Here is a 20,730-nt window from a genome sequence, read left to right as displayed (position 1 = left end):
AGAGGCGAATTCCCTTTTTTGGTTCAGATAAAGATGAAGGCATTGAAAGAAAACGCGGTGGCAAATACGTCTTCCTCATTTAGTAGGTTGGCTCCCATCATCCGATGCCAAGCAAAAATGTTATATAAAAAATAACCTTTAGCGGGAGGCCTTAATCGTGCATTTACGTTTTATAAGATAGCCTAAGTTTGCTAGGAAGGGGAAAGACAGGGATATTTAGGTATAGATGTTAGAAAGGCTGTGGTATAATTTAAGAAAAAAATAGAAAGGGTGGGCCTAAATGGATAGTTTAAAACAATCAGACACGTCTTTGGAGGATAGTTCATCACTGAACAGGGGATTAACGGTCTTTGAACTAAAGATGATCGCTATCATCACCATGTTTATTGATCATGTGGGTGCGATTATCGTTCCCTATCTTCAGTCGTGTACGACGCAACCGGGGGTCATTGTTTTATTGGAGGGAATCATGACAGGGATGCGATTAATCGGCCGATTGTCATTTCCTATTTTTGCATTTTTAATTGTAAATGGTTTTTACCACACGCATAGCCGAAAAAAATATGTCTTAAGACTTGGTGTTTTCGCTTTTATTTCGGAACCCTTTTTTGATTTAGCAACCTCTTCTTCGTTATTGAATTGGGGTCATCAAAATGTGTTTTTTACGCTTTGTCTTGGTTTGATGACCATTTGGGGATACGATCGATTAACGAAGTGTCAAAAATCGCAACTTTTAGGAGGGGGACTTGTCTTATGCTTTGGGTTGGTGGCGTTTTATTTAAGGGCTGATTATGATTCATATGGCGTCTTTATGATTTTTTTAATGTACCTTTTCTTTTATGACCGTAAAAAAATGAATGGGATGATTATTTTTTTGAATGTTTTACTTTATGGACCGCACTTATTTTCTTTTCCTTTTGATGCTAGTTTTATCGAGGTTTATTACGGTTTAACCTTAACAAGCGGATGTGTATTTGTCTTGCAGGCGAGTCTATACTTGCAGTACATTGCTCAGCTTTTTTCTTTGCTGGCGTTATGGCCCATTTCGTTGTATACGGGAGAGAAGGGGTCCCCTCGATTTCATCGATATTTTTTCTATTGGTTTTACCCCGTTCATTTGCTTTTTTTAAGTGGTGTTGTCTACCTTTTCAAGGCGCTAGGTTAGTCAACAGGTGAGTCATACGCGTCATTTTTTTGTTTTCTATTAATAACGGGCATGGTTTTAACTGGAATCGGTGATACTATCTTTTAGAGGATCCATGAAAACGCCGAATAATTAGGAAGAAAAGTAAAAACCCACTTTTCACAAAAATTGGTGCATGTTATAATATATTGACTTTAAAAGGAAAGTAAGTGATTAGATGTTAGCAGGAAAATTTCATGAAATGAAAGTGGAGCGTCAGACGCCCCTTGGTTATACATTAGTTTTAGATGGTGAGGAATATTTCTTACATCAAGCAGAGGTGACACGCCCACTTGAGGTTGGGGAAAATGTGGAGGTTTTTCTTTACTATGATGCGAAAAAGCGTTTGACAGCAACCATGCACGAACCAACAATTACGACAGAAGAATTCGGTTGGGCTGAAGTGGTAGATGTTCGCAAAGATTTAGGGGTATTTGTCGATATCGGAATTAATAAAAATATTTTAATTGCGCCGTCTGATTTACCTATTTTTGAATCGTTATGGCCACAGATCGGAGATTATGTGTATTGCTATTTAAAAGAATCTCAATCGAATTATCTGTTTGCTATTTTAGCACGTCCGCAAGAATTTGGAGGAGTTAAGGAAGAAGCCCCTCAATCATTGCATGGAAAAAAAGTGAAGGCACGTGTTATTCGTACAGGGAAAATTGGAACGAATGTCATTACTGAGGAAGGATATATGGGGTTCATTCATGAAAGTGAGCGTCGTGAAGAGCCACGCCTTGGAGAAGTAGTGGAAGGGCGCGTTGTTCGTGTCAAGGAAAATGGCGAATTTAATATGTCACTCATTCCACAAAAAGAATTCGCTATTGGCGAAGATGCCGAGGTTATTTTTGATTATTTAATGGGACGCCGAGGTGCCATGCCGTTTTGTGATAAATCGGAACCAGATGATATCCGACGCGTTTTTAAAATGAGTAAGGCATCGTTTAAACGAGCACTTGGGCATTTAATGAAAGAAGGTAAAGTGTATCAAGAGGATGGATGGACATATCTAAAAGAAGAAAATGAGGACATTTAAGTTGAGTGACTGTTAAAAGGTTAGGAGGGATTTAAAGGATGAATCTATTAAAAAATGAAACGGTTGCCATCAAAGCTAAAAATGTCGTTATGATGTTTTTAGGAATCTTTCTTTATGGATTGGCGATGAATATGTTTATTACACCTGCTAATTTATATACAGGTGGGGTAACTGGGATCGCCCAATTAATTATTGCTTTCGTTTCTTCAACAGTTGGTGTGAGTTTGAGTCTCGGGATGCTTATTTTTATTATAAATATTCCGTTACTTTATTTAGCGTGGCATTCAATTGGGAAACGGTTTGCTTTTTTAAGTATTGTAGCTGTCTTCCTTCAGTCCGTTATTTTAGAGGTTATACCGATGGGACGTTTTTCCGATGATATTTTATTGAATGCTGTATTCGGTGGAGTTTTAATCGGGGTTGGAATTGGCTTGATTTTAAAAATTGGGGCTTCAACGGGTGGCGTTGATATTGTGTCTCAATATATTTCAATGAAGTGTGACGGTTCTTTTGGAAAGTATTCATTTATGATTAATGCGGTTATTATTTTATTAGCTGGATTAATCCAGGGATGGGAAACAGCCTTATACACGATTATTTCTATTTATATTACTTCTGTTGTGGTAGACCGTATTCATACGGTGCATCAAAATTTAACGTTGTACATTGTCACAACGAAAGAGGACGAGATGATTCAAACGATTCATCAGCATCTTTACCGGGGAATTACTGTTCTTGAAGGCCGAGGTGCGTATACGAAAAATGATAAAAGTGTTTTAATGATGGTTTTATCAAGCTATGAATTATATGAAGCATTGGAGTTAATCAAAATGGTCGATGAGCGAGCCTTTACCAATGTGGTTCGTAGTGAGATGATTCAAGGGCATTTTGTGAAGAAGGAAATTAAATAATTAACGGATCGTCAGCTTATTCAGTTTGGAGGGGGAGCTTAATGGCTATTTCGGTTAAATGTTTTGATGAAGAGCACGAATTAGATTTAGAGGAAAAGGTGAATGGATTTTTAATGACATTACCTGAAGAGTCTTTTATTGATATTAAATATGCGATTTCTCATTTTAAAGATGAGGAATCGCAAGTTTATAGTTATTCGGCGATGGTTATTTATCGTTAAATGAGGTGTCCTTTTGGACGCCTTTTTTTATTAAATGGTGGGCTAAAAATAAAAGTAAAAATTATAGTAAAATATTTGCTTTTCCCCGTTTCTAATCTGCCTAAAACATGTTATAATTTCTCAAGAATTAGATTGAAATCCATACAAAAACGACTATCCAAAAGGAGCGGAAGTGGAGGAGTTTAAGGATGAGCTTTGCACAGGAAGAACGTTTTAAAAGAGAATGTAGAAGTTTAGGGATGATTACAGTGGGGATTATCCTGTTTGCAATCGGAATTAACTGGTTTATTAACCCATCGGGATTATACGTAGGTGGTGTAACGGGGATTTCACAGATTATTAGCCGATTACTGTATAGTACCTGGGGAATTAAAATTAATTTAGGGCTATTGATTTGGTCGATTAACATTCCATTATTACTTATTTCATATAAGTTTATAGGTAAAAGATTCACCTATCATACGCTTTATACCGTTACTCTCATGACAATCAGTTTAAATGTGATTCCTGAGATTTCTTTTTCTGATGATATTTTATTAAATATTGTTGTCGGGGGAATGATTTATGCTGTTGGTAGTGGAACCATTTTAAAATACGGAGGATCGACAGGAGGGCTTGATATTGTTTCTCAAATTTTATCGATGAGAACACATGGTTCTTTTGGTCAGTATTCATTTTCCGTAAATTGCGTGATTATTACCATTGCAGGATTTCTTGACGGATGGGAGATTGCTCTTTACACGATTTTATTAATGTTTGTGCAAATGCAAATTGTTGACCGTATTCATACCCCTCATCAAAGTTATACTGTCTTCATCGTGACCAATAAACAAGACGAGGTGATTACAACCTTGCAAAATCGTCTAGGACGTGGGATTACGATTATTAATGCAGAGGGAGCTTATACCCATCAAAATCGTAGTTTATTAATGATGGTCGTTTCAAGTTATGAATTATATATTGCTTTAAGGTTGTTATCTGAAGTTGATCCACGCGCGTTTACGAATGTTTTACAAAGCACGCAAATTCAGGGGAATTTCGATCGTAAGATTGTTGATAAGGCATAAAAGTGAAGAGGGTTCATCGATGTGTAAAGGATGAATCCTCTTTTTTTTATTAATCAATTGTTAAAATCGCGGGGAATTTAGGCAAGAATTGTGTGAAATGACAGATGAAAGTAGGTAGATTATGCTATAATATAAAATGACATCATTCTATAAACATCAAGAATGCAGGAGAACGGAGTGGTATTATGGCAAATGCTCGTGAGCTAGCCTTACAGACGTTAACGGATATTTTAGTTAACCAGGCCTATAGTAATCATGCCCTAAATGATAAAATTGAAAAAAATGACTTAACGGTGCAAGATAAAAATTTTATGGCAGAATTAGTTTATGGGACATTGCAAAATGAACAGTTATTGAATTTTTATGCAGCTCCTTTTTTTAAAGGGAAAGTGAAAGCATGGGTGCGTATTTTAATTCAAATGACGCTTTATCAAATGTTATTTTTAGACGGAGTCCCAGAGCATGCGGCGGTTTCTGAGGCGGTAGCTATTGCGAAGAAACGTGGTGGACAGTTTCATGGAAAATTAGTGAACGCAATCTTACGTGAAATGACGCGCTCTCCTTTGGCGAGCCTTGATACGATAGAGGACGAAACACAGAGACTAGCCATTGAAACGTCACATCCCCTTTGGCTCATTAAACTTTGGAGTAAACAATTCGGTCAAGAAAAAACACAACAGATGGCCCGCGCTAATAATGAGCGGGTGAAAATGGCGATTCGTGTCAATGCTGTTCGTGGAACACGCGAGGAGTTGAAGCAAAGGTTACAAGCTGAAGGCGTGGAATGCAAAGAGGGATATTTAAGTGAGGACGCTCTCATCGTTTTAAAAGGGAATCCGCTTAAGACTCAAACCTTTAAGCAAGGATGGTTTTATGTACAAGATGAAGCATCGATGCTCGTCGCTCGCGCGTTAAAACCTAAACACCATGCGAGAGTATTAGATACTTGTTCGGCCCCTGGTGGGAAGACAACACATATTGCTGAAATGATGCGGCAAACTGGTAAGGTCTATGCCCATGATATATATGAGCACAAACTTAAATTGATTGAAGAGAACGTCAAACGCTTAGGATTGACGAATGTTGTGACATCGCTTCAAGATGCAACAAAGTTGAATGAATGTTACGACAAAGAGAGTTTTGATGCCATTCTGGTTGACGCCCCATGTTCAGGACTTGGAATTTTAAGAAGACATCCAGAAATTAAATTAACGAAGAAACCCTCAGATTTAGATGAGATTGTTAAAATCCAAGAAAATATTTTAGAAGCGGTCGCTCCTTTAGTAAAGGTGCAGGGAACGCTGGTTTATAGTACGTGTACGGTTAATCGTAAGGAAAATGATAAACGTGTTGAATGGTTTTTAAATAAACATCCGGAGTTTGAACTCGATCAAACCTTAGTTTCTCGATTACCTGAAGTATTAGCCGCTCAAACAAAAAATGGAATGGTTCAACTGTTTCCTGGCGATTATCAAACCGATGGATTTTTTATCGCCTGTTTAAAAAGAAAGGCGTAAGGGGATAGAAGAATCATCGATTAAATGATATTTTTTGGTGAATAATAAGAAATAAGGGATGTTCCATTTAATTTAAGGGTGAACAATAGATGATGAATTTAGTAGAAATGGTGGTGATTGGATGGAGTTTAAGTCCATTTTTAGTTTAGATATTGAGGATTGGCAAACGTGGTTAGTCAATCAAAAGCAACCTAAATTTCGTGCCAAGCAAATTTTTGATTGGCTCTATAAAAAAAGAGTACAGTCCATTGATGAAATGAATAACTTACCGAAGGACTTAAGAGAGTTACTAAGTAAGACATTTGATTTTACAACTCTTTCAGAACGTAAAAAGCAGGTAGCAAGTGACGGAACAACAAAGTTTCTTTTTGAGTTGTCGGATGGAAACTTGATTGAGACGGTCTTAATGCGCCATCATTACGGCTATTCAGTGTGTGTGACTACGCAAGTAGGGTGTCGCATTGGATGTAAGTTTTGTGCATCAACGTTAAGCGGTTTAAAAAGAAATTTAGAAGCGGGTGAGATTGTTGCCCAAGTTTTACGTGTTCAACAGTACCTCGACCAATCAGAGGGACGTGTTAGCCATATCGTCGTGATGGGAATTGGTGAACCATTTGAAAATTATGAGAACTTGACGCGATTTATTGAAATTATAAACGCGGAGCAAGGATTAAATATTGGGGCGCGTCATATTACCGTTTCGACAAGCGGGATCGTTCCTAAAATTTATGATTTTGCTAAACACCATCCGCAGGTTTCATTTGCGATTTCGCTTCATGCCCCAACGGATGAGATGCGTTCTCAGCTCATGCCAATTAACCGTGCGTATCCGTTGGCAAAGTTAATGGAAGCGGCTAAATTTTATGTTAATGAAACCAATCGTCGAATTACCTTTGAGTATGGGTTAATAAAAAATGTAAATGATACGGTGGAGTGTGCGCAAAAGTTAGCCGATTTATTAAGAGGAATGAATTGTCATGTGAATTTAATTCCGGTCAATTATGTTCCAGAACGTGGATTTGACCGGACACCAGTTGAGCATATTGAACAATTTGAAAAGACATTGAAAAAGCGAGGAATTAATGCGACAGTACGCCGTGAATTAGGAAGTGATATCGACGCGGCGTGTGGCCAATTAAGAGCTAAAGAGGGGGCCTTGTAAAATGTTTGATCAGGTGTGTTATAAGACGGATGTCGGAAAAGTCCGACCACACAATGAAGATGCTGTTAAAGGATATAAAAACCAACATTGTTCGATGATGGTGATTGCTGATGGGATGGGGGGCCATGCTGCGGGCGAGGTAGCAAGTGGTATGGTCATTAATACGATTAGTAATCACTTTGACGAAGAATTAAAGTTTGAGGATCCTGAAGAATTAAGGAAATGGTTAAAGCAACTATTAAATCAAATTAATCAAGAAATTTTGACGTATATTGCCGATCACCAACTTTCACATGGGATGGGAACGACAGCAATTGTAGCAGTGATGACGAAATCCTTTATCGCATTAGCGCATATTGGAGATAGTCGAGCGTATCTTTTATCACATCAACGACTAAGACAGATTACAAAAGATCATACGTTTGTCCGCAAATTAGTGGATGAAGGAAAACTATCGGAACAAGAAGCTAAAAATCATCCGCATCGTAATATTATTATGAATGCTTTAGGGGTAAATAAGGATGTCAAGTTTGATTATCTTGTTCTTGAACATTATAATTTAGACGCCATTTTACTTTGTACAGATGGCTTGACCTCAATGGTGGATGATGATGAGATTTTTGGGATTTTAAGTCAAGATAAATCAACAGAAGAAAAAGTTAATTTAATGATTGAAATGGCGAATTTAAAGGGCGGAAAAGATAATATATCGATTGCCTTATGTGAACGTCTTGAAGGGAGTGAAGCTTTATGATAATCGGAACAACGATTAATTCACGCTATGACATTAAAATGTTAATTGGCGATGGGGGGATGGCTAATGTTTATTTAGCGTACGATCGTACGTTAAAAAGACACGTAGCAATTAAAATGTTGCGTTATGAATTGTCAAAAGATGAGGGGTTTATTAAACGGTTTAAACGCGAATCGGCTCAGGTGATTAATTTAGATCATCCGAATATTGTTCATGTTTATACCGTGGGTGATTATAAACAACAACCGTTTATTGTCATGGAGTATGTTAATGGTAAAACATTAAAAGACTATTTGCGTGAGCATGGGGCACTGGATCCACAAACTGCGATTCATGTCATGACCCAGTTGGCGGAAGGGGTCCTATACGCTCACCAAAATAAGATTATTCATCGTGATTTAAAATCACAAAATATTATGATTACAGAGGATCAGGTTGTAAAAATTACTGACTTTGGAATTGCACTCTCAAGTAACGAGGCCGATATTACTCAAACGAATACCATTATGGGATCAGTGCATTATTTAGCACCAGAATTAGCCCGTGGTAATTTAGCTACAGAGCGCTCAGATATTTATGCGTTAGGGATCATTTTATATGAGTTACTGACGGGCGATGTTCCTTTTAAAGGAGAGGGAGCCGTTAATATCGCGTTACAGCATTTAGAAGCAGAGATGCCATCTATTAAATTAGTGAACGATCAATTGCCAAATAGTCTAGATAATATTATTAGCCGTTGTACATCAAAACAACCGAGTGAACGTTATCGTAGTGTAGATGAATTGCTTGTCAGTTTACGTTCAGCACTGCAAATGGATCGTGTTGATGAACCTCTACTCACTGATTTACAAGAGGAAGATCTTGAAAAAACGATGGTGATGACGGACCTTAAAAAGGAGGTATCGGAAAAAATGGCGAAGCAGCCAACAGAAAAAACTAAAAGGCGACGAAAAACCAATACCGGAAAGAAGTTTGGTTTCTTAAATTCAGCCATTTTAGTTTCATTTTCTATTTTCTTAGCCGGTGCAATGTTACTTTACTTTATTATTATTTACCATCCAGCGCATAGTAAAGTTGCAGAGGTTTATATCCCAGATGTTACCCAAAAGACGTTAAAAGAAGCAGAACAAGAATTGAAAAAACTGAATCTGAAATATGGAAAAGTGATTTATATTGAAGACGAGGAATATGAAGACGGGGATATTTTTAAAACTTCACCAGCCGTAGGAACACGTGTGAAGGTTAAATCGAATGTAACCCTTTATGTGGCAAAAGAGCCTGAAAAGGAAAAGAAGAAAACAAATAAGAAAGAATAGACAACAAAGAAAAATGATGAAATCGTTTCATCATTTAGAAGGTGATAGTTTGAAAAAAGGAATTATTTTAAAGGCATTAAGCGGGTTTTATTACGTTGAAGATTTACAGACGAAAGAACTGATTCAATGTCGAAGTCGTGGATTATTTCGAAAAAAGAAAATTACTCCGCTTGTTGGTGATTCTGTTCACTTTACTGTAGAGCCCGATGGGAATGGGTATGTCATGGAGATTTTAAACCGTAAAAATGAGTTGGTTCGTCCACCCATTGCAAATGTTGATTTGGCATTAGTCGTTTTTTCGGTAAAAGAACCTGACTTTAGTCCTAAACTCTTGGATCGCTTTTTAGCTGTTATTGAAGCGAATCAAATCGAACCTATTATCGTTTTGACCAAAATGGACTTGTTAACGTCTGAGGAGCAATCTTTAATTGCGCCAATCATTCAGTATTATCGAGAAATTGGTTATCAAGTCATTGAAACTTCCTCGAAACAACAGTTTGGGTTAGATGGGATTAAGGATCTGATTCGCAATCAGATTGTCGTCATCTGTGGTCAATCAGGAGTTGGGAAGTCATCGTTATTAAATTCAATGGATCAAACACTAAATATTCAGGTGAATGAAATTTCGAAAGCGTTAGGACGTGGAAAACATACGACAAGGCATGTCGAACTTCATAAATTAAGTGATGGATTAATTGCAGATACGCCGGGATTTAGTTCGTTAGACTTAGACCAATTAGAACCTAATGATTTATCAGAGTGTTTTGTTGAATTTTACCAACGATCACAAGATTGTAAGTTCAGAGGATGCTTACACGTCAATGAGCCGCGTTGTGCGGTAAAGGAAGCGGTTGAGGTAGGAGAGATATTGCCAACAAGATACGAAAATTATCTACAATTCTTGACAGAAATTAAAAGCCGTAAACCGAAGTATTAAGGAATAAAGGAGTCGAACCGATGTTAAAACTTGCACCTTCAATTTTAGCTGCTGATTTTTCAAAATTAGCGGAGGAAGTCCAATGTGTGGAACAGCTTGGAGCTGATTATATTCATATTGACGTAATGGATGGTCACTTTGTACCGAATATTACATTAGGACCGGGTCTAATTAAATGCTTACGTCCTCATACGTCATTACCTTTTGATGTTCATTTAATGATTGAAAATCCTGATTTATTTATTCAAGATTTCAAAGAAGCTGGGGCGGATATTATTACGGTACATGTGGAGGCATGTCGCCATTTACATCGTACTTTACAATTAATCAAACAAAATGGAATGGCATGCGGTGTCGTCTTAAACCCTCACACGCCACTTGAGATGATTAAACACGTCTTACATGAGGTAGATTGGGTGTTAATTATGTCTGTTAATCCAGGCTTTGGAGGGCAAACATTTATTCCTGAGGCATTAAATAAAATTGCGATTTTAAATGAATGGCGCAAAAAGTTAGAGTTATCTTTCTTAATTGAAGTTGATGGTGGGGTAAATGAACAGACAGCTCGCTTATGTGAGGAAGCTGGGGCCGATGTTGTTGTCGCGGGTTCAGCGGTATTTAATGCCCCAAATCGACGCGTTGCCATCGAACAGATCAAAGGTTAATGGCCCATGAAAGTCGCCGTTATCTGTGGTTCTCATGAATTATATTTAGATGAAAAGGCATTAGCAGATCAGTTTATTATAGGGGTGGATCGTGGAGCCTTTCATCTGCTTGAACGGGGAATTTCACCGGATTTAGCAATCGGAGATTTTGATTCCGTGACACCCGAAGAATATGATGCAGTTTCTCAAGCTACAAGGGAGCTTATTCATCTTCCTTGCGAAAAGGATGAAACAGACACTGAGGCTGCATTAAATCTAGCTTTGCAGCGAGGAGCGTCGGAAGTGACTCTTTATGGAGCGCTAGGAGGACGCATTGATCATACATTAGCCAATATTCGATTATTACTTCAGTTTGTCAAGAAGGGGCTTTACGTTCAACTTGTTGGTGAGAAAAATAGGTTGACGGTTCTTTCTAAGGGAGAGCATCACTTAGAGGCAACTGCTTTTAAATACCTTTCCTTTTTTGCATTAGAATCAACAGTGACTCATCTTACGTTAAAAAACGTTAAATACCCACTCGTAAACTATACATTAGCGCAGGATGATATTCGATGTATTAGTAATGAAACACTTGGAGCAGACTATCAAGTAAAATTTGAATCGGGTTATTTATTAATGATTTCGAGTTGTGATTAACTTTTAGTCATATCTCTATTTTTCCCCTCATATAGTGTACAGTAATTAACATCTTTGATTAGGGGAGCGGATAAAGATGAGATTCTATACAATCAAACTACCAAAATGGATCAGTGTTATTATTCAAAGTATTATGAATGTGTTCAAGAAACACTAAAAATAGTTGTCGAATTAATCGACAACTATTTTTTTATTAGAGACTTTAGTCTGTTGAACACGCAAAGCGTGTGAAACATAAAACCACCCGCTATGCGGGTGGCGAATAAAAGTTTATAACTCCATTAAAAAATCACCTTTTTTCCTATAATAGAGTTGTTCAAGCTACTATTTTAGAAGAGAAGGTGATTTTTATGGCGAATCAAACAAATAGTTTATCGCACACAAAATGGATGTGCAAATACCATATTGTGTTTACTCCTAAGTATAGACGAAAAATAATATATAATCAATATAAAACAAGTATAAGAGATATTTTAAAACAACTTTGTGCCTATAAAGGAGTTGAAATTATTGAAGGGCATTTAATGCCAGATCATGTACATATGTTAGTAAGTATTCCACCTAAAATGAGTGTATCTAGTTTTATGGGATATTTGAAAGGAAAGAGTGCATTGATGATGTTTGATAAACATGCAAATTTGAAATACAAATTTGGAAATCGGCATTTTTGGGCAGAAGGATATTATGTCAGTACGGTTGGCCTAAATGAGGCAACGATAAGGAAATATATTCAGGATCAGGAAAAGCATGATATTGCGATGGATAAATTAAGTGTAAAAGAATATGAAGACCCCTTTAAGGGGTAGCCAGTAGAACGAACACTCCTTTAGGGGTGAGCAAAGGTGGCAATGGCAAGTAGCTTGAACAAAGTGAAAGCTAGCGCCTTGAGACGCTAGCCGGTAATCAGGGCTTATAGCCCTGGAGAAAACTACCCGTTTGACGGGTAGTTTTTATTAGAGACTTTAGTCTGTTGAACACGCAAAGCGTGTGAAACATAAAACCACCCGCTATGCGGGTGGCGAATAAAAGTTTATAACTCCATTAAAAAATCACCTTTTTTCCTATAATAGAGTTGTTCAAGCTACTATTTTAGAAGAGAAGGTGATTTTTATGGCGAATCAAACAAATAGTTTATCGCACACAAAATGGATGTGCAAATACCATATTGTGTTTACTCCTAAGTATAGACGAAAAATAATATATAATCAATATAAAACAAGTATAAGAGATATTTTAAAACAACTTTGTGCCTATAAAGGAGTTGAAATTATTGAAGGGCATTTAATGCCAGATCATGTACATATGTTAGTAAGTATTCCACCTAAAATGAGTGTATCTAGTTTTATGGGATATTTGAAAGGAAAGAGTGCATTGATGATGTTTGATAAACATGCAAATTTGAAATACAAATTTGGAAATCGGCATTTTTGGGCAGAAGGATATTATGTCAGTACGGTTGGCCTAAATGAGGCAACGATAAGGAAATATATTCAGGATCAGGAAAAGCATGATATTGCGATGGATAAATTAAGTGTAAAAGAATATGAAGACCCCTTTAAGGGGTAGCCAGTAGAACGAACACTCCTTTAGGGGTGAGCAAAGGTGGCAATGGCAAGTAGCTTGAACAAAGTGAAAGCTAGCGCCTTGAGACGCTAGCCGGTAATCAGGGCTTATAGCCCTGGAGAAAACTACCCGTTTGACGGGTAGTTTTTATTTTTACATAATTTTTAAATGTTTTTTTGAATACAATATAGGGAGATGAAGGGGAGAGAGGGGGATGAGCCTTGAACTATTTAGCGGTACTAGAAAAGATAGAATCCGGCCAATTAAATGTTCCACAAGCAATTAAGGAGATAGAACGAGGCACTAAATTAAAGAAGCAAAGCGCCTGTAAAATTAAATTGTTAGTGACTCATCGAGGGAAAAAAATTTTATTACCCGCTGTTTCTTTGAAATTTGTTACCCCTTTTTTAAAACTATGTGCCCCTTTTATTACTTTTGAACAAGGGGAATCAACAAATCCGTTAACAAAGGAGGAGAAGTCACAAATTCTAAGACACTTAAAAGAAATTGTTGAGTTAATGGCAGACTATCCGCCAATTGAAGTTTTTCGGTTACAATCGGAAGAAATCCAAGTCCGTATCATCACACAATAAGGGGGGCCTTATGAAGAGTGAGGAATTAATTAAAATTTTAAAAATGGTCGAGCGTCGGATCATTACGGCCGAGCAGGCCCAACAATTGATTAAAACAATTGAACAAAGTTATGAGAGCATAAATGGACAAACGTATCGATATTTAAATATTAATATCAATCAATTCGAGGAAACAGAAAGTTTGATGACCTTTCGAATTCCTGTTTCATTAGCGAGTTCGGTTTTAAAAATTGAGGTGGTTAAACAGGAGCTTTTAAAATATGCTGATATTGACTATGATCAATTACTTCTATTTATCGAAAAAAAAGCGCTGGGCGATTTTGTGAATATTTTAACCCAAACGGAAAAAACAAGAATTTGGATAGAATAAGATGGTTAATAACATAAAAAAGGCTATCTCATAAGAGATAACCTTTTTTATGTTATTAATAAACGCGTTCTACTTTTCCTGATTTTAATGCGCGAGCAGAAACGTATACTTTTTTAGGTTTACCGTTAACTAAGATTTTAACTTTTTGAACGTTAGACTTCCAAGTACGTTTTGAAGCGTTCATAGCGTGTGAACGAGCATTACCAGTTTTAGTACGACGTCCAGTTACTGTACAAACACGAGCCATTAGTAAAAACCTCCTTACTTCACATTCATATCTGAGACTCCTATAAATTTATCATACTTTTTGTTGATTAGCAAGTTTTTTTGAAATAATTGCGGATAATAGTCATGTTAAAGTGGTTTTACCTGGCTTTAGGGGCATTTTATATTTGTCAATGTGTATAATATATAGTAAAATTGAAGTTAAGAATAAAGCGCTGAGGGAGGTTTGTCGCAGATGACAGTCCAAATTAAAAATGAATATGGTCGAATTGATATTTCAAGAGAGGCTCTTTCAACAGTCATTGGGAATGCAACAACGGAATGTTATGGTGTTGTGGGGATGGCTTCAAAAAATTTAGTTAAAGATGGATTAGCCGTTGTTTTAGGAAAGGAAAACTATAGTAAAGGTGTTACACTTCGCGCAGATGAAAATAATAAATTAATTGTAGATTTATATGTTATTGTTGGAATCGGAATTAAAGTATCAGAAGTATGTTTTGAAATTCAGAAGAAGGTAGAATATGTGATCGAAAAAACTTTCGGTGAACACGTTAAAGAAGTTAATGTGTTTGTACAAGGAGTTAAAGGTTTAGATCGCTAGGAGGAGTATTGAACATGTCGTTACAACAGATTAATGGAATCGTATTTAAACAAATGGTAATTAACGGGGCTAATAACTTAGCGAATCATTCTAAATATGTTGACCAACTTAACGTGTTCCCTGTTCCAGATGGTGATACGGGAACGAATATGAGCATGACGATGACGGCAGGGGCTAAAGAATTACTTGCCTTAAATGAAGCCTCAGTCGGAAAGGTTGCTAAAGTATTATCTCGTGGATTATTAATGGGTGCACGTGGAAATTCAGGAGTTATTTTATCGCAGTTATTTAGAGGGTTTGCGACAGGACTTGAGGGGAAGGACGAAGCAAATATTGAAGAAGTTGCGATGGCATTAGAAAGTGGTGTAAAAACGGCATATAAGGCAGTTATGAAGCCTATTGAAGGAACAATCTTAACGGTTGCACGCGAATCTGCAGAGGCAGCAGTTGCTAATTATGAAACAGTTGAAACAATGGAGGCTCTTTATCAGTTAGTGGTTGATGAAATGCAAGCGTCGTTAAATCGTACACCAGAATTACTTCCGGTTTTAAAGGAAGTTGGTGTTGTTGATAGTGGTGGGCAAGGATTACTTTATATTATTGAAGGTTTCTTAAAAGCATTAAAAGGAGAAACAATCGCATTAGAAGAACAGACAACCACACAAGAGGCTGCTCAAACGGCTTTATCAAGTGAGGAAGTCGAGTTTGGATATTGTACAGAATTCATCATTCGTTTAGAGGAAGGACGTCGACCATTTAAAGAAGATGTTTTCCGTGGACGATTAGAAAAGTTAGGGAATTCAATTGTCGTGGTGCAAGATGAAGATATCGTTAAAGTGCATGTCCATACCTTAACACCAGGGGATGCGTTGAATTTAGCACAAAAACACGGTGAATTCGTGAAATTAAAAATTGAAAATATGACGGAGCAACATAATGAGATCATTGGTCAAAACGCTCCGGTTGCAAAAGCAGAGAAAGCTGAGTATGGAATTATTTCAGTTGTTGCTGGTGAAGGTGTTAAACAGTTATTTGAAGAACAAGGGTGCCATTACGTGATTGAAGGTGGACAAACGATGAATCCTTCAACAGAAGATTTCTTAACGGCAATTAAAGAGTTGAATGCGAAGAACATTATCATTTTACCGAATAACAGTAATATCATTATGGCGGCAAATCAAGCTAAAGATGTAACAGAAGATGCAAATGTTGTTGTTGTGCCTTCAAAAACGATTCCTCAAGGATATACGGCATTAATGATGTTTAATGAAAATGCACCGATTGAAGATAATGAGGAAGAGATGACAGCGGCAATTAAAGAAGTTAAATCTGGACAAGTCACATACGCGGTTCGCGATACACAAATGAACGGTGTTGACATTAAACAAAATGACTTTATCGGAATTTTAGACAAAGATATTGTGATTTCTGTTCCAGAACGTTTTGAAAGTGCCTGCGCTTTAGCCGATAAAATGATTGATGAAGACAGCGAAATTGTTACAATTCTTTATGGTGAAGGTGTCGATGAAGATGAAGCTGATGAATTAGCAGAATACATTGAGAATAAATATGACGATGTGGAAGTAACAATCTTTAACGGACAACAACCTGTTTATTCATATATTATTTCAGTTGAATAATTAAAAAAGGTGAGAATGAATATTCTCATCTTTTTTTGTTTTTATAAGTAGTATGAAGAGTTATGATGGGAAGAATGGGGAATGTATGCATAAGTGAATGCTTCGCAGCTAAGGGAGAGTCTTTTTAGTTAGAGTTAAAGGAGGTTATTCTTATGATGGAGAGGCTAACGCTTCAATGGTGTCATCATTGAAAACAAGAAAAGCTATAAAAGAGATAAAATTTTGTCGGAGGTAGAGCGAATGAAGAAAATTGTGATAAAATAAGATTTAAAGAACGTTTGTTCAATAAATTTGTTCACCGAGGATAGAAAGGGTGTGATGAGATGTCACTAGCTACGGTTCCAGTTGGAAAAGTTAAAGGGGTAGGGCCGTCTCTTCTTGAAAAACTACAGCATTTAAAAATCGAAAGCGTCAAGGATTTATTAGAGTATTTTCCTTACCGCTATGATAGCTTTGAGTTGATCGATATTCACCGTGCCATGCATGAAGAGAAAATTACCGTTTTAGGTAAGGTTGTGACGGCGTGTCAGGTGCAGTATTACGGAAAGATGAAGTCGCGATTAAGCTTTAATGTGTTAGTCAACCAAGAAATCGTGAAGGTAGTCATCTTTAATCGAACGTTTTTAAAAAATCAACTAAAACTCGATACACTTGTCACAGTGACAGGGAAATGGGATCTCGGACGGAAAGTGATTACGGCGACGGATATAAAACTAGGAACCGTAGATGGTAAAAAAATTGAACCCATCTACTCCTTAAAAGAAATCCCCGTTAAAACATTTAAAAAAATTTTAAAAGAGGCGTATGATACCTATGGGGCGTCATTGAATGATGACTTACCTCATGAAATCCGAATGCGATATCGACTCATATCGGCGGAGGAGGCGGTTTTATTCTCTCACTTTCCTCAAAATAAAGAACAGGTTCGTCAGGCTAAACGTCGGATTAAATATGAGGAATTACTTAAATTTCAACTTAAATTACAATATTTACGTTATCAGACAAAAATCGAACGCCAAGGAGCTGAGAAAGTTTTTGATGAAACGCGGGTCGAAACCTTTATAAAAAACCTTCCGTTTACACTCACGGATGCTCAACAAAAGGTACTACAAGAAATTAAAGAGGACTTAAAGCTTGGGAGTCGAATGAATCGTCTACTGCAAGGGGACGTTGGATCCGGAAAGACAGTCGTTGCTGCAATTAGCCTACTAATGGTGATGCTCTCAGGATACCAAACGGCATTAATGGTTCCAACTGAAATTTTAGGCCAACAACACTTTAAATCCCTCGTTGACTTATTTAAACCTTATGAAGAATTCCAAATTGAATTTTTAAGCAGTTCCGTAAAAGGAAAACGTCGCCGTGAAATTTTAGCCAAGTTGGCCTCGGGAGACATCGACCTCATTGTCGGAACCCATGCGATTATCCAACAAGACGTTGTTTTTCATAATCTTGGGCTTGTCATTACGGATGAACAACACCGCTTTGGAGTGAATCAACGAAAGATGCTTCGTGAAAAAGGAGACGTTGTTGATGTTTTAATGATGACAGCAACCCCGATTCCAAGGACGTTGGCGATTTCAGCATTTGGAGACATGGATGTATCCATCATTAACCAGATGCCACAAGGCCGAAAACCCGTCGAGACCTTTCTCATCGATAGCGCTAAACTCGATCGCGCCTTAGACTTTATTCAAAAAACCATTTTAGACCACGGCCAACAAGCCTACGTCATTACCCCACTGATCGAAGAATCAGAAGCACTCGATGTTCAAAATGCAGTTGAAGTTCATCAATTATGGCAGCATCACTTTTTAGGTAAGGCAAAAGTTGGATTAATGCATGGACGACTCTCACAAGCTGAAAAGGATGCTGTGATGGAAGACTTTGTCGCAAATCGTTCGCAAATTTTAGTTTCAACGACCGTTATTGAAGTCGGAGTTAATGTGCCAAATGCGAACTTGATGCTCATTTACGATGCGCATCGATTTGGACTCTCACAACTCCACCAATTAAGAGGTCGCGTCGGTCGTGGAAGTGAGCAGGCGTATTGTTTATTGATGAGTGATATTAAAAATGAACAGAGCTTAGAGCGCCTTAAAATCATGACGTCAACGACGGACGGTTTTGAGATTGCAGAGGCTGATTTGAAACTCAGAGGACCGGGAGACTTTTTTGGTGAGAAACAATCAGGGGCACCGGTATTTAAAATGGCTGACTTAGTCGAAGACTACAACATACTAGAAGTAGCGATGCAGGATGCTTATGCATTAGTGAGCTCGGATGAATTTTTATATAATAACGAATTTTTGGGGTTACGTGATTATATTCAAGAGACCGTGGCCAATGAAATGCATCAATTTGACTAAAAAGGGATTCTTTTTAGGAAGAAATAGCTTATAATTATAAGTAAAAATAAAGAGATAGGTGGATAGGTACATGATAAAAATCGGATTAGATGCGATGGGTGGCGATTTTGCACCTGAGCAAACAGTATTAGGCGCATATCAAGCCGTTAAAAAGTTTGATGATATTGAAGTCTATTTATATGGAATTGAATCTGAAATTCTTAAATTTATGAAGGAGCCTCATGATCGAATTCAAATCGTTCATTGTGAAGAGGTGATTCCAATGGATATTAAAGACCCAGCGATGGCTATCCGCAAATTCAAAGACTCATCGATGGTGCGTGCATGTAAGGATGCAAAAACGGGGGCGATTGATGCAGTTGTTTCGGCTGGAGCAACTGGGGCTTTAATTGCAGCGGGAACCTTAGTGGTGAAGCGTTTAAAAGAAGTGGAGCGTCCGGCATTAGCACCGGTAATGCCAACGATTAAAAAGAACAAATATACGATTTTATGTGACGCTGGAGCAACGAGCGATGCGAAACCACAATACTTATATCAAAATGCTAAAATTGCCTCTATTTATGCACGTGAGGTGATGCATATTCAAAATCCAACGGTTGCCCTATTGAACATTGGAACAGAAGATGGAAAGGGAACAGATTTACAAAAAGAAGCATTTGCCCTTATTTCAGCGGACCCATCGATTAATTTTGTTGGAAACATGGAAGGGAAAACCATGATTGCAGGAGAGGTCGATATTATTGTGGCAGATGGTTATTCAGGAAATATCGCTCTTAAATCGGTTGAGGGAACTTCAAAATCATTATTATCGTTAATTAAAGAAGAGTTTTTATCAACGACGCGTGGAAAAATTGGAGCGTTGTTATTAAAACCGGCAATTTCTCGTATTAAAAAACGCATGGATGCATCTGAAGTTGGAGGCGGAATTTTATTAGGGGTATCGGCTCCAGTTATTAAAGCACACGGATCATCAGATGCTACGGCGTTAATGAATGCCATTCGTCAGGCACGTGAAACGGTATCCAAAGACGTCGTTCATAAAATTAGTGAAGCGTTAAAATCAAATTAATCAATTTCTTCGACGAAAATAGATTCTATTTTCGTCGAATTTTGTGATGTTGATTTGAATGGCTTGAGAAATAACAGGAAAAAGGTTATAATTACTTCACATTGAATGGAGGTGAGATTGTATGGCGTATTTAGATCAATTAACGGAGTTTTTAAATGAAAATAAGATACCTTTTAAACAACTTGATCGTTATTGTCAAGCCTTTACGCATTCATCATATGTGAACGAACATCGTCGTTATAAGATTGAAGATAATGAACGCTTAGAATATTTAGGTGATGCGGTCTTAGAACTAACGGTATCTAATTATTTATTTAATTTGAAACCTGCGTTATCTGAAGGGGAAATGACGAAGATCAGGGCCCAATTAGTCTGTGAGCCGTCTTTAGAATCTTACGCACGTAAACTTAATATTGGACAATTAATGTTACTCGGTCGTGGGGAAGAGAACTCAGGAGGTCGTGAACGTCCAACGGTGTTAGCCGATGCTTTTGAGGCCTTCTTAGGCGCTATCTACTTAGACCTAGGAATGGATGTTGTCTATCCATTTGTGCATGAGATTATTCATGAGGCGTATCAAAAAGGAACTGTGATGCATGTTTTTGATTATAAGAGCACGTTACAGGAACTGGTTCAAGCTGATTCTAAAAAGGCGATTGAATATCGAATTGTATCAGAAAGCGGACCTGCGCATAACCGTTTATTTGAAGCGGCTGTTTTATTAGATGAAATTACACTCGGTCGTGGAATGGGTAAAACGAAAAAAGAAGCGGAACAGCAAGCAGCTAAAGGAGCCATTGAAATTTTAGCGAAAACGAGTGAAAAAAAATAGAGGGAAGAGGCAAAACTTAGGAAAAAAGAGTTTTGCCTTTTTCTTTGGAGGAGTGAA

General features: G+C 37.4%; 23 protein-coding genes. 22 read left to right on the top strand and 1 reads right to left on the bottom strand.

Annotation, left to right across the window (positions count from 1 at the left end; all coding sequences use genetic code 11):
* Positions 1–280: 280 nt before the first annotated feature.
* The 17 genes from AACH31_RS07285 to AACH31_RS07210 all read left to right on the top strand — a co-directional run bounded on the left by AACH31_RS07285 (position 281) and on the right by AACH31_RS07210 (position 13,937).
* The gene (locus AACH31_RS07285; RefSeq protein WP_338617318.1) at positions 281–1,165 is read left to right on the top strand and encodes a TraX family protein; all 885 of its coding nucleotides are present in this window, start codon (positions 281–283) and stop codon (positions 1,163–1,165) included.
* 196 nt (positions 1,166–1,361) lie between these two features.
* The gene (locus AACH31_RS07280) at positions 1,362–2,225 is read left to right on the top strand and encodes a CvfB family protein (protein ID WP_161830862.1); all 864 of its coding nucleotides are present in this window, start codon (positions 1,362–1,364) and stop codon (positions 2,223–2,225) included.
* 38 nt (positions 2,226–2,263) lie between these two features.
* Positions 2,264–3,136: a YitT family protein gene (locus AACH31_RS07275; protein ID WP_338617315.1), complete on the top strand. Its 873-nt coding sequence runs from the start codon at positions 2,264–2,266 to the stop codon at positions 3,134–3,136.
* 41 nt (positions 3,137–3,177) lie between these two features.
* Positions 3,178–3,357: a sporulation protein Cse60 gene (locus AACH31_RS07270; protein ID WP_161830864.1), complete on the top strand. Its 180-nt coding sequence runs from the start codon at positions 3,178–3,180 to the stop codon at positions 3,355–3,357.
* A 188-nt stretch (positions 3,358–3,545) separates the two neighbouring features.
* Positions 3,546–4,424, top strand: coding sequence for a YitT family protein (locus tag AACH31_RS07265; RefSeq protein ID WP_161830865.1), 879 nt, complete (start codon positions 3,546–3,548; stop codon positions 4,422–4,424).
* A gap of 185 nt (positions 4,425–4,609) precedes the next feature.
* Positions 4,610–5,941, top strand: a complete 1,332-nt coding sequence (rsmB, locus tag AACH31_RS07260; RefSeq protein WP_262953500.1) for a 16S rRNA (cytosine(967)-C(5))-methyltransferase RsmB — start codon at positions 4,610–4,612, stop codon at positions 5,939–5,941.
* Between the two features lie 121 nt (positions 5,942–6,062).
* The gene (gene rlmN / locus AACH31_RS07255; RefSeq protein ID WP_161830867.1) at positions 6,063–7,103 is read left to right on the top strand and encodes a 23S rRNA (adenine(2503)-C(2))-methyltransferase RlmN; all 1,041 of its coding nucleotides are present in this window, start codon (positions 6,063–6,065) and stop codon (positions 7,101–7,103) included.
* 1 nt (position 7,104) lies between these two features.
* Positions 7,105–7,857 (top strand): Stp1/IreP family PP2C-type Ser/Thr phosphatase, encoded by a 753-nt coding sequence (locus AACH31_RS07250; RefSeq protein WP_262953499.1) that lies wholly within the window; start codon positions 7,105–7,107, stop codon positions 7,855–7,857.
* Positions 7,854–9,173, top strand: coding sequence for a Stk1 family PASTA domain-containing Ser/Thr kinase (pknB, locus tag AACH31_RS07245; protein ID WP_161830869.1), 1,320 nt, complete (start codon positions 7,854–7,856; stop codon positions 9,171–9,173). Before AACH31_RS07250 ends, pknB begins: the two co-directional genes overlap by 4 nt.
* A 49-nt stretch (positions 9,174–9,222) precedes the next feature.
* Complete coding sequence (rsgA, locus tag AACH31_RS07240; RefSeq protein ID WP_161830870.1) at positions 9,223–10,110, top strand: ribosome small subunit-dependent GTPase A; 888 nt, start codon at positions 9,223–9,225, stop codon at positions 10,108–10,110.
* A 20-nt stretch (positions 10,111–10,130) separates the two neighbouring features.
* Positions 10,131–10,775, top strand: a complete 645-nt coding sequence (gene rpe, locus AACH31_RS07235; protein ID WP_161830871.1) for a ribulose-phosphate 3-epimerase — start codon at positions 10,131–10,133, stop codon at positions 10,773–10,775.
* 6 nt (positions 10,776–10,781) lie between these two features.
* Positions 10,782–11,411: a thiamine diphosphokinase gene (locus AACH31_RS07230; protein ID WP_338617310.1), complete on the top strand. Its 630-nt coding sequence runs from the start codon at positions 10,782–10,784 to the stop codon at positions 11,409–11,411.
* 76 nt (positions 11,412–11,487) lie between these two features.
* Positions 11,488–11,568 (top strand): stage V sporulation protein SpoVM, encoded by an 81-nt coding sequence (gene spoVM / locus AACH31_RS11800; protein WP_161830905.1) that lies wholly within the window; start codon positions 11,488–11,490, stop codon positions 11,566–11,568.
* 193 nt (positions 11,569–11,761) lie between these two features.
* Positions 11,762–12,217 carry an IS200/IS605 family transposase gene (tnpA, locus tag AACH31_RS07225; protein WP_161832950.1) on the top strand — a complete coding sequence of 152 codons (456 nt, stop codon included), beginning with the start codon at positions 11,762–11,764 and terminating at the stop codon, positions 12,215–12,217.
* A gap of 304 nt (positions 12,218–12,521) precedes the next feature.
* Positions 12,522–12,977, top strand: coding sequence for an IS200/IS605 family transposase (gene tnpA, locus AACH31_RS07220; RefSeq protein ID WP_161832950.1), 456 nt, complete (start codon positions 12,522–12,524; stop codon positions 12,975–12,977).
* A 218-nt stretch (positions 12,978–13,195) separates the two neighbouring features.
* Entirely contained in the window at positions 13,196–13,567 is a 372-nt protein-coding gene (locus tag AACH31_RS07215; RefSeq protein ID WP_161830873.1) for a hypothetical protein, read from the top strand.
* A gap of 10 nt (positions 13,568–13,577) precedes the next feature.
* Entirely contained in the window at positions 13,578–13,937 is a 360-nt protein-coding gene (locus AACH31_RS07210; RefSeq protein WP_161830874.1) for a hypothetical protein, read from the top strand.
* 55 nt (positions 13,938–13,992) lie between these two features.
* On the opposite strand, the gene rpmB is transcribed toward AACH31_RS07210, so the two are convergent.
* Entirely contained in the window at positions 13,993–14,184 is a 192-nt protein-coding gene (gene rpmB / locus AACH31_RS07205; protein ID WP_055245030.1) for a 50S ribosomal protein L28, read from the bottom strand.
* Between the two features lie 213 nt (positions 14,185–14,397).
* Between rpmB and AACH31_RS07200 the strand changes: the two genes are divergently transcribed.
* From AACH31_RS07200 to rnc, 5 genes are all read left to right on the top strand, one after another.
* On the top strand, positions 14,398–14,763 hold the full coding sequence (locus tag AACH31_RS07200) for an Asp23/Gls24 family envelope stress response protein (protein ID WP_161830875.1): 366 nt from the start codon (positions 14,398–14,400) through the stop codon (positions 14,761–14,763).
* 14 nt (positions 14,764–14,777) lie between these two features.
* Entirely contained in the window at positions 14,778–16,403 is a 1,626-nt protein-coding gene (locus AACH31_RS07195; protein WP_161830876.1) for a DAK2 domain-containing protein, read from the top strand.
* Between the two features lie 323 nt (positions 16,404–16,726).
* Complete coding sequence (gene recG, locus AACH31_RS07190) at positions 16,727–18,772, top strand: ATP-dependent DNA helicase RecG (protein ID WP_262950246.1); 2,046 nt, start codon at positions 16,727–16,729, stop codon at positions 18,770–18,772.
* A gap of 70 nt (positions 18,773–18,842) precedes the next feature.
* A complete protein-coding gene (gene plsX, locus AACH31_RS07185; RefSeq protein WP_338617309.1) occupies positions 18,843–19,841 on the top strand; it encodes a phosphate acyltransferase PlsX in 999 nt (332 codons plus the stop codon).
* Between the two features lie 121 nt (positions 19,842–19,962).
* Entirely contained in the window at positions 19,963–20,673 is a 711-nt protein-coding gene (rnc, locus tag AACH31_RS07180; RefSeq protein WP_338617307.1) for a ribonuclease III, read from the top strand.
* The last annotated feature ends 57 nt before the right edge of the window (positions 20,674–20,730 follow it).

The organism is Turicibacter faecis (genome assembly GCF_037076425.1).
GTDB classification, from domain to species: Bacteria; Bacillota_I; Bacilli_A; order MOL361; family Turicibacteraceae; genus Turicibacter; species Turicibacter faecis.
This window is presented reverse-complemented; position numbering and strand designations above follow the sequence as displayed.

What these genes read in the sequence shown, in the direction of transcription:
- AACH31_RS07285 (WP_338617318.1), top strand. Translation starts at nt 281, where the DNA reads ATGGATAGTTTAAAACAATCAGACACGTCTTTGGAGGATAGTTCATCA.
- AACH31_RS07280 (WP_161830862.1), top strand. Translation starts at nt 1,362, where the DNA reads ATGTTAGCAGGAAAATTTCATGAAATGAAAGTGGAGCGTCAGACGCCC.
- AACH31_RS07275 (WP_338617315.1), top strand. Translation starts at nt 2,264, where the DNA reads ATGAATCTATTAAAAAATGAAACGGTTGCCATCAAAGCTAAAAATGTC.
- AACH31_RS07270 (WP_161830864.1), top strand. Translation starts at nt 3,178, where the DNA reads ATGGCTATTTCGGTTAAATGTTTTGATGAAGAGCACGAATTAGATTTA.
- AACH31_RS07265 (WP_161830865.1), top strand. Translation starts at nt 3,546, where the DNA reads ATGAGCTTTGCACAGGAAGAACGTTTTAAAAGAGAATGTAGAAGTTTA.
- rsmB (WP_262953500.1), top strand. Translation starts at nt 4,610, where the DNA reads ATGGCAAATGCTCGTGAGCTAGCCTTACAGACGTTAACGGATATTTTA.
- rlmN (WP_161830867.1), top strand. Translation starts at nt 6,063, where the DNA reads ATGGAGTTTAAGTCCATTTTTAGTTTAGATATTGAGGATTGGCAAACG.
- AACH31_RS07250 (WP_262953499.1), top strand. Translation starts at nt 7,105, where the DNA reads ATGTTTGATCAGGTGTGTTATAAGACGGATGTCGGAAAAGTCCGACCA.
- pknB (WP_161830869.1), top strand. Translation starts at nt 7,854, where the DNA reads ATGATAATCGGAACAACGATTAATTCACGCTATGACATTAAAATGTTA.
- rpe (WP_161830871.1), top strand. Translation starts at nt 10,131, where the DNA reads ATGTTAAAACTTGCACCTTCAATTTTAGCTGCTGATTTTTCAAAATTA.
- AACH31_RS07230 (WP_338617310.1), top strand. Translation starts at nt 10,782, where the DNA reads ATGAAAGTCGCCGTTATCTGTGGTTCTCATGAATTATATTTAGATGAA.
- spoVM (WP_161830905.1), top strand. Translation starts at nt 11,488, where the DNA reads ATGAGATTCTATACAATCAAACTACCAAAATGGATCAGTGTTATTATT.
- tnpA (WP_161832950.1), top strand. Translation starts at nt 11,762, where the DNA reads ATGGCGAATCAAACAAATAGTTTATCGCACACAAAATGGATGTGCAAA.
- tnpA (WP_161832950.1), top strand. Translation starts at nt 12,522, where the DNA reads ATGGCGAATCAAACAAATAGTTTATCGCACACAAAATGGATGTGCAAA.
- AACH31_RS07210 (WP_161830874.1), top strand. Translation starts at nt 13,578, where the DNA reads ATGAAGAGTGAGGAATTAATTAAAATTTTAAAAATGGTCGAGCGTCGG.
- rpmB (WP_055245030.1), bottom strand. Translation starts at nt 14,184, where the DNA reads ATGGCTCGTGTTTGTACAGTAACTGGACGTCGTACTAAAACTGGTAAT.
- AACH31_RS07200 (WP_161830875.1), top strand. Translation starts at nt 14,398, where the DNA reads ATGACAGTCCAAATTAAAAATGAATATGGTCGAATTGATATTTCAAGA.
- AACH31_RS07195 (WP_161830876.1), top strand. Translation starts at nt 14,778, where the DNA reads ATGTCGTTACAACAGATTAATGGAATCGTATTTAAACAAATGGTAATT.
- recG (WP_262950246.1), top strand. Translation starts at nt 16,727, where the DNA reads ATGTCACTAGCTACGGTTCCAGTTGGAAAAGTTAAAGGGGTAGGGCCG.
- plsX (WP_338617309.1), top strand. Translation starts at nt 18,843, where the DNA reads ATGATAAAAATCGGATTAGATGCGATGGGTGGCGATTTTGCACCTGAG.
- rnc (WP_338617307.1), top strand. Translation starts at nt 19,963, where the DNA reads ATGGCGTATTTAGATCAATTAACGGAGTTTTTAAATGAAAATAAGATA.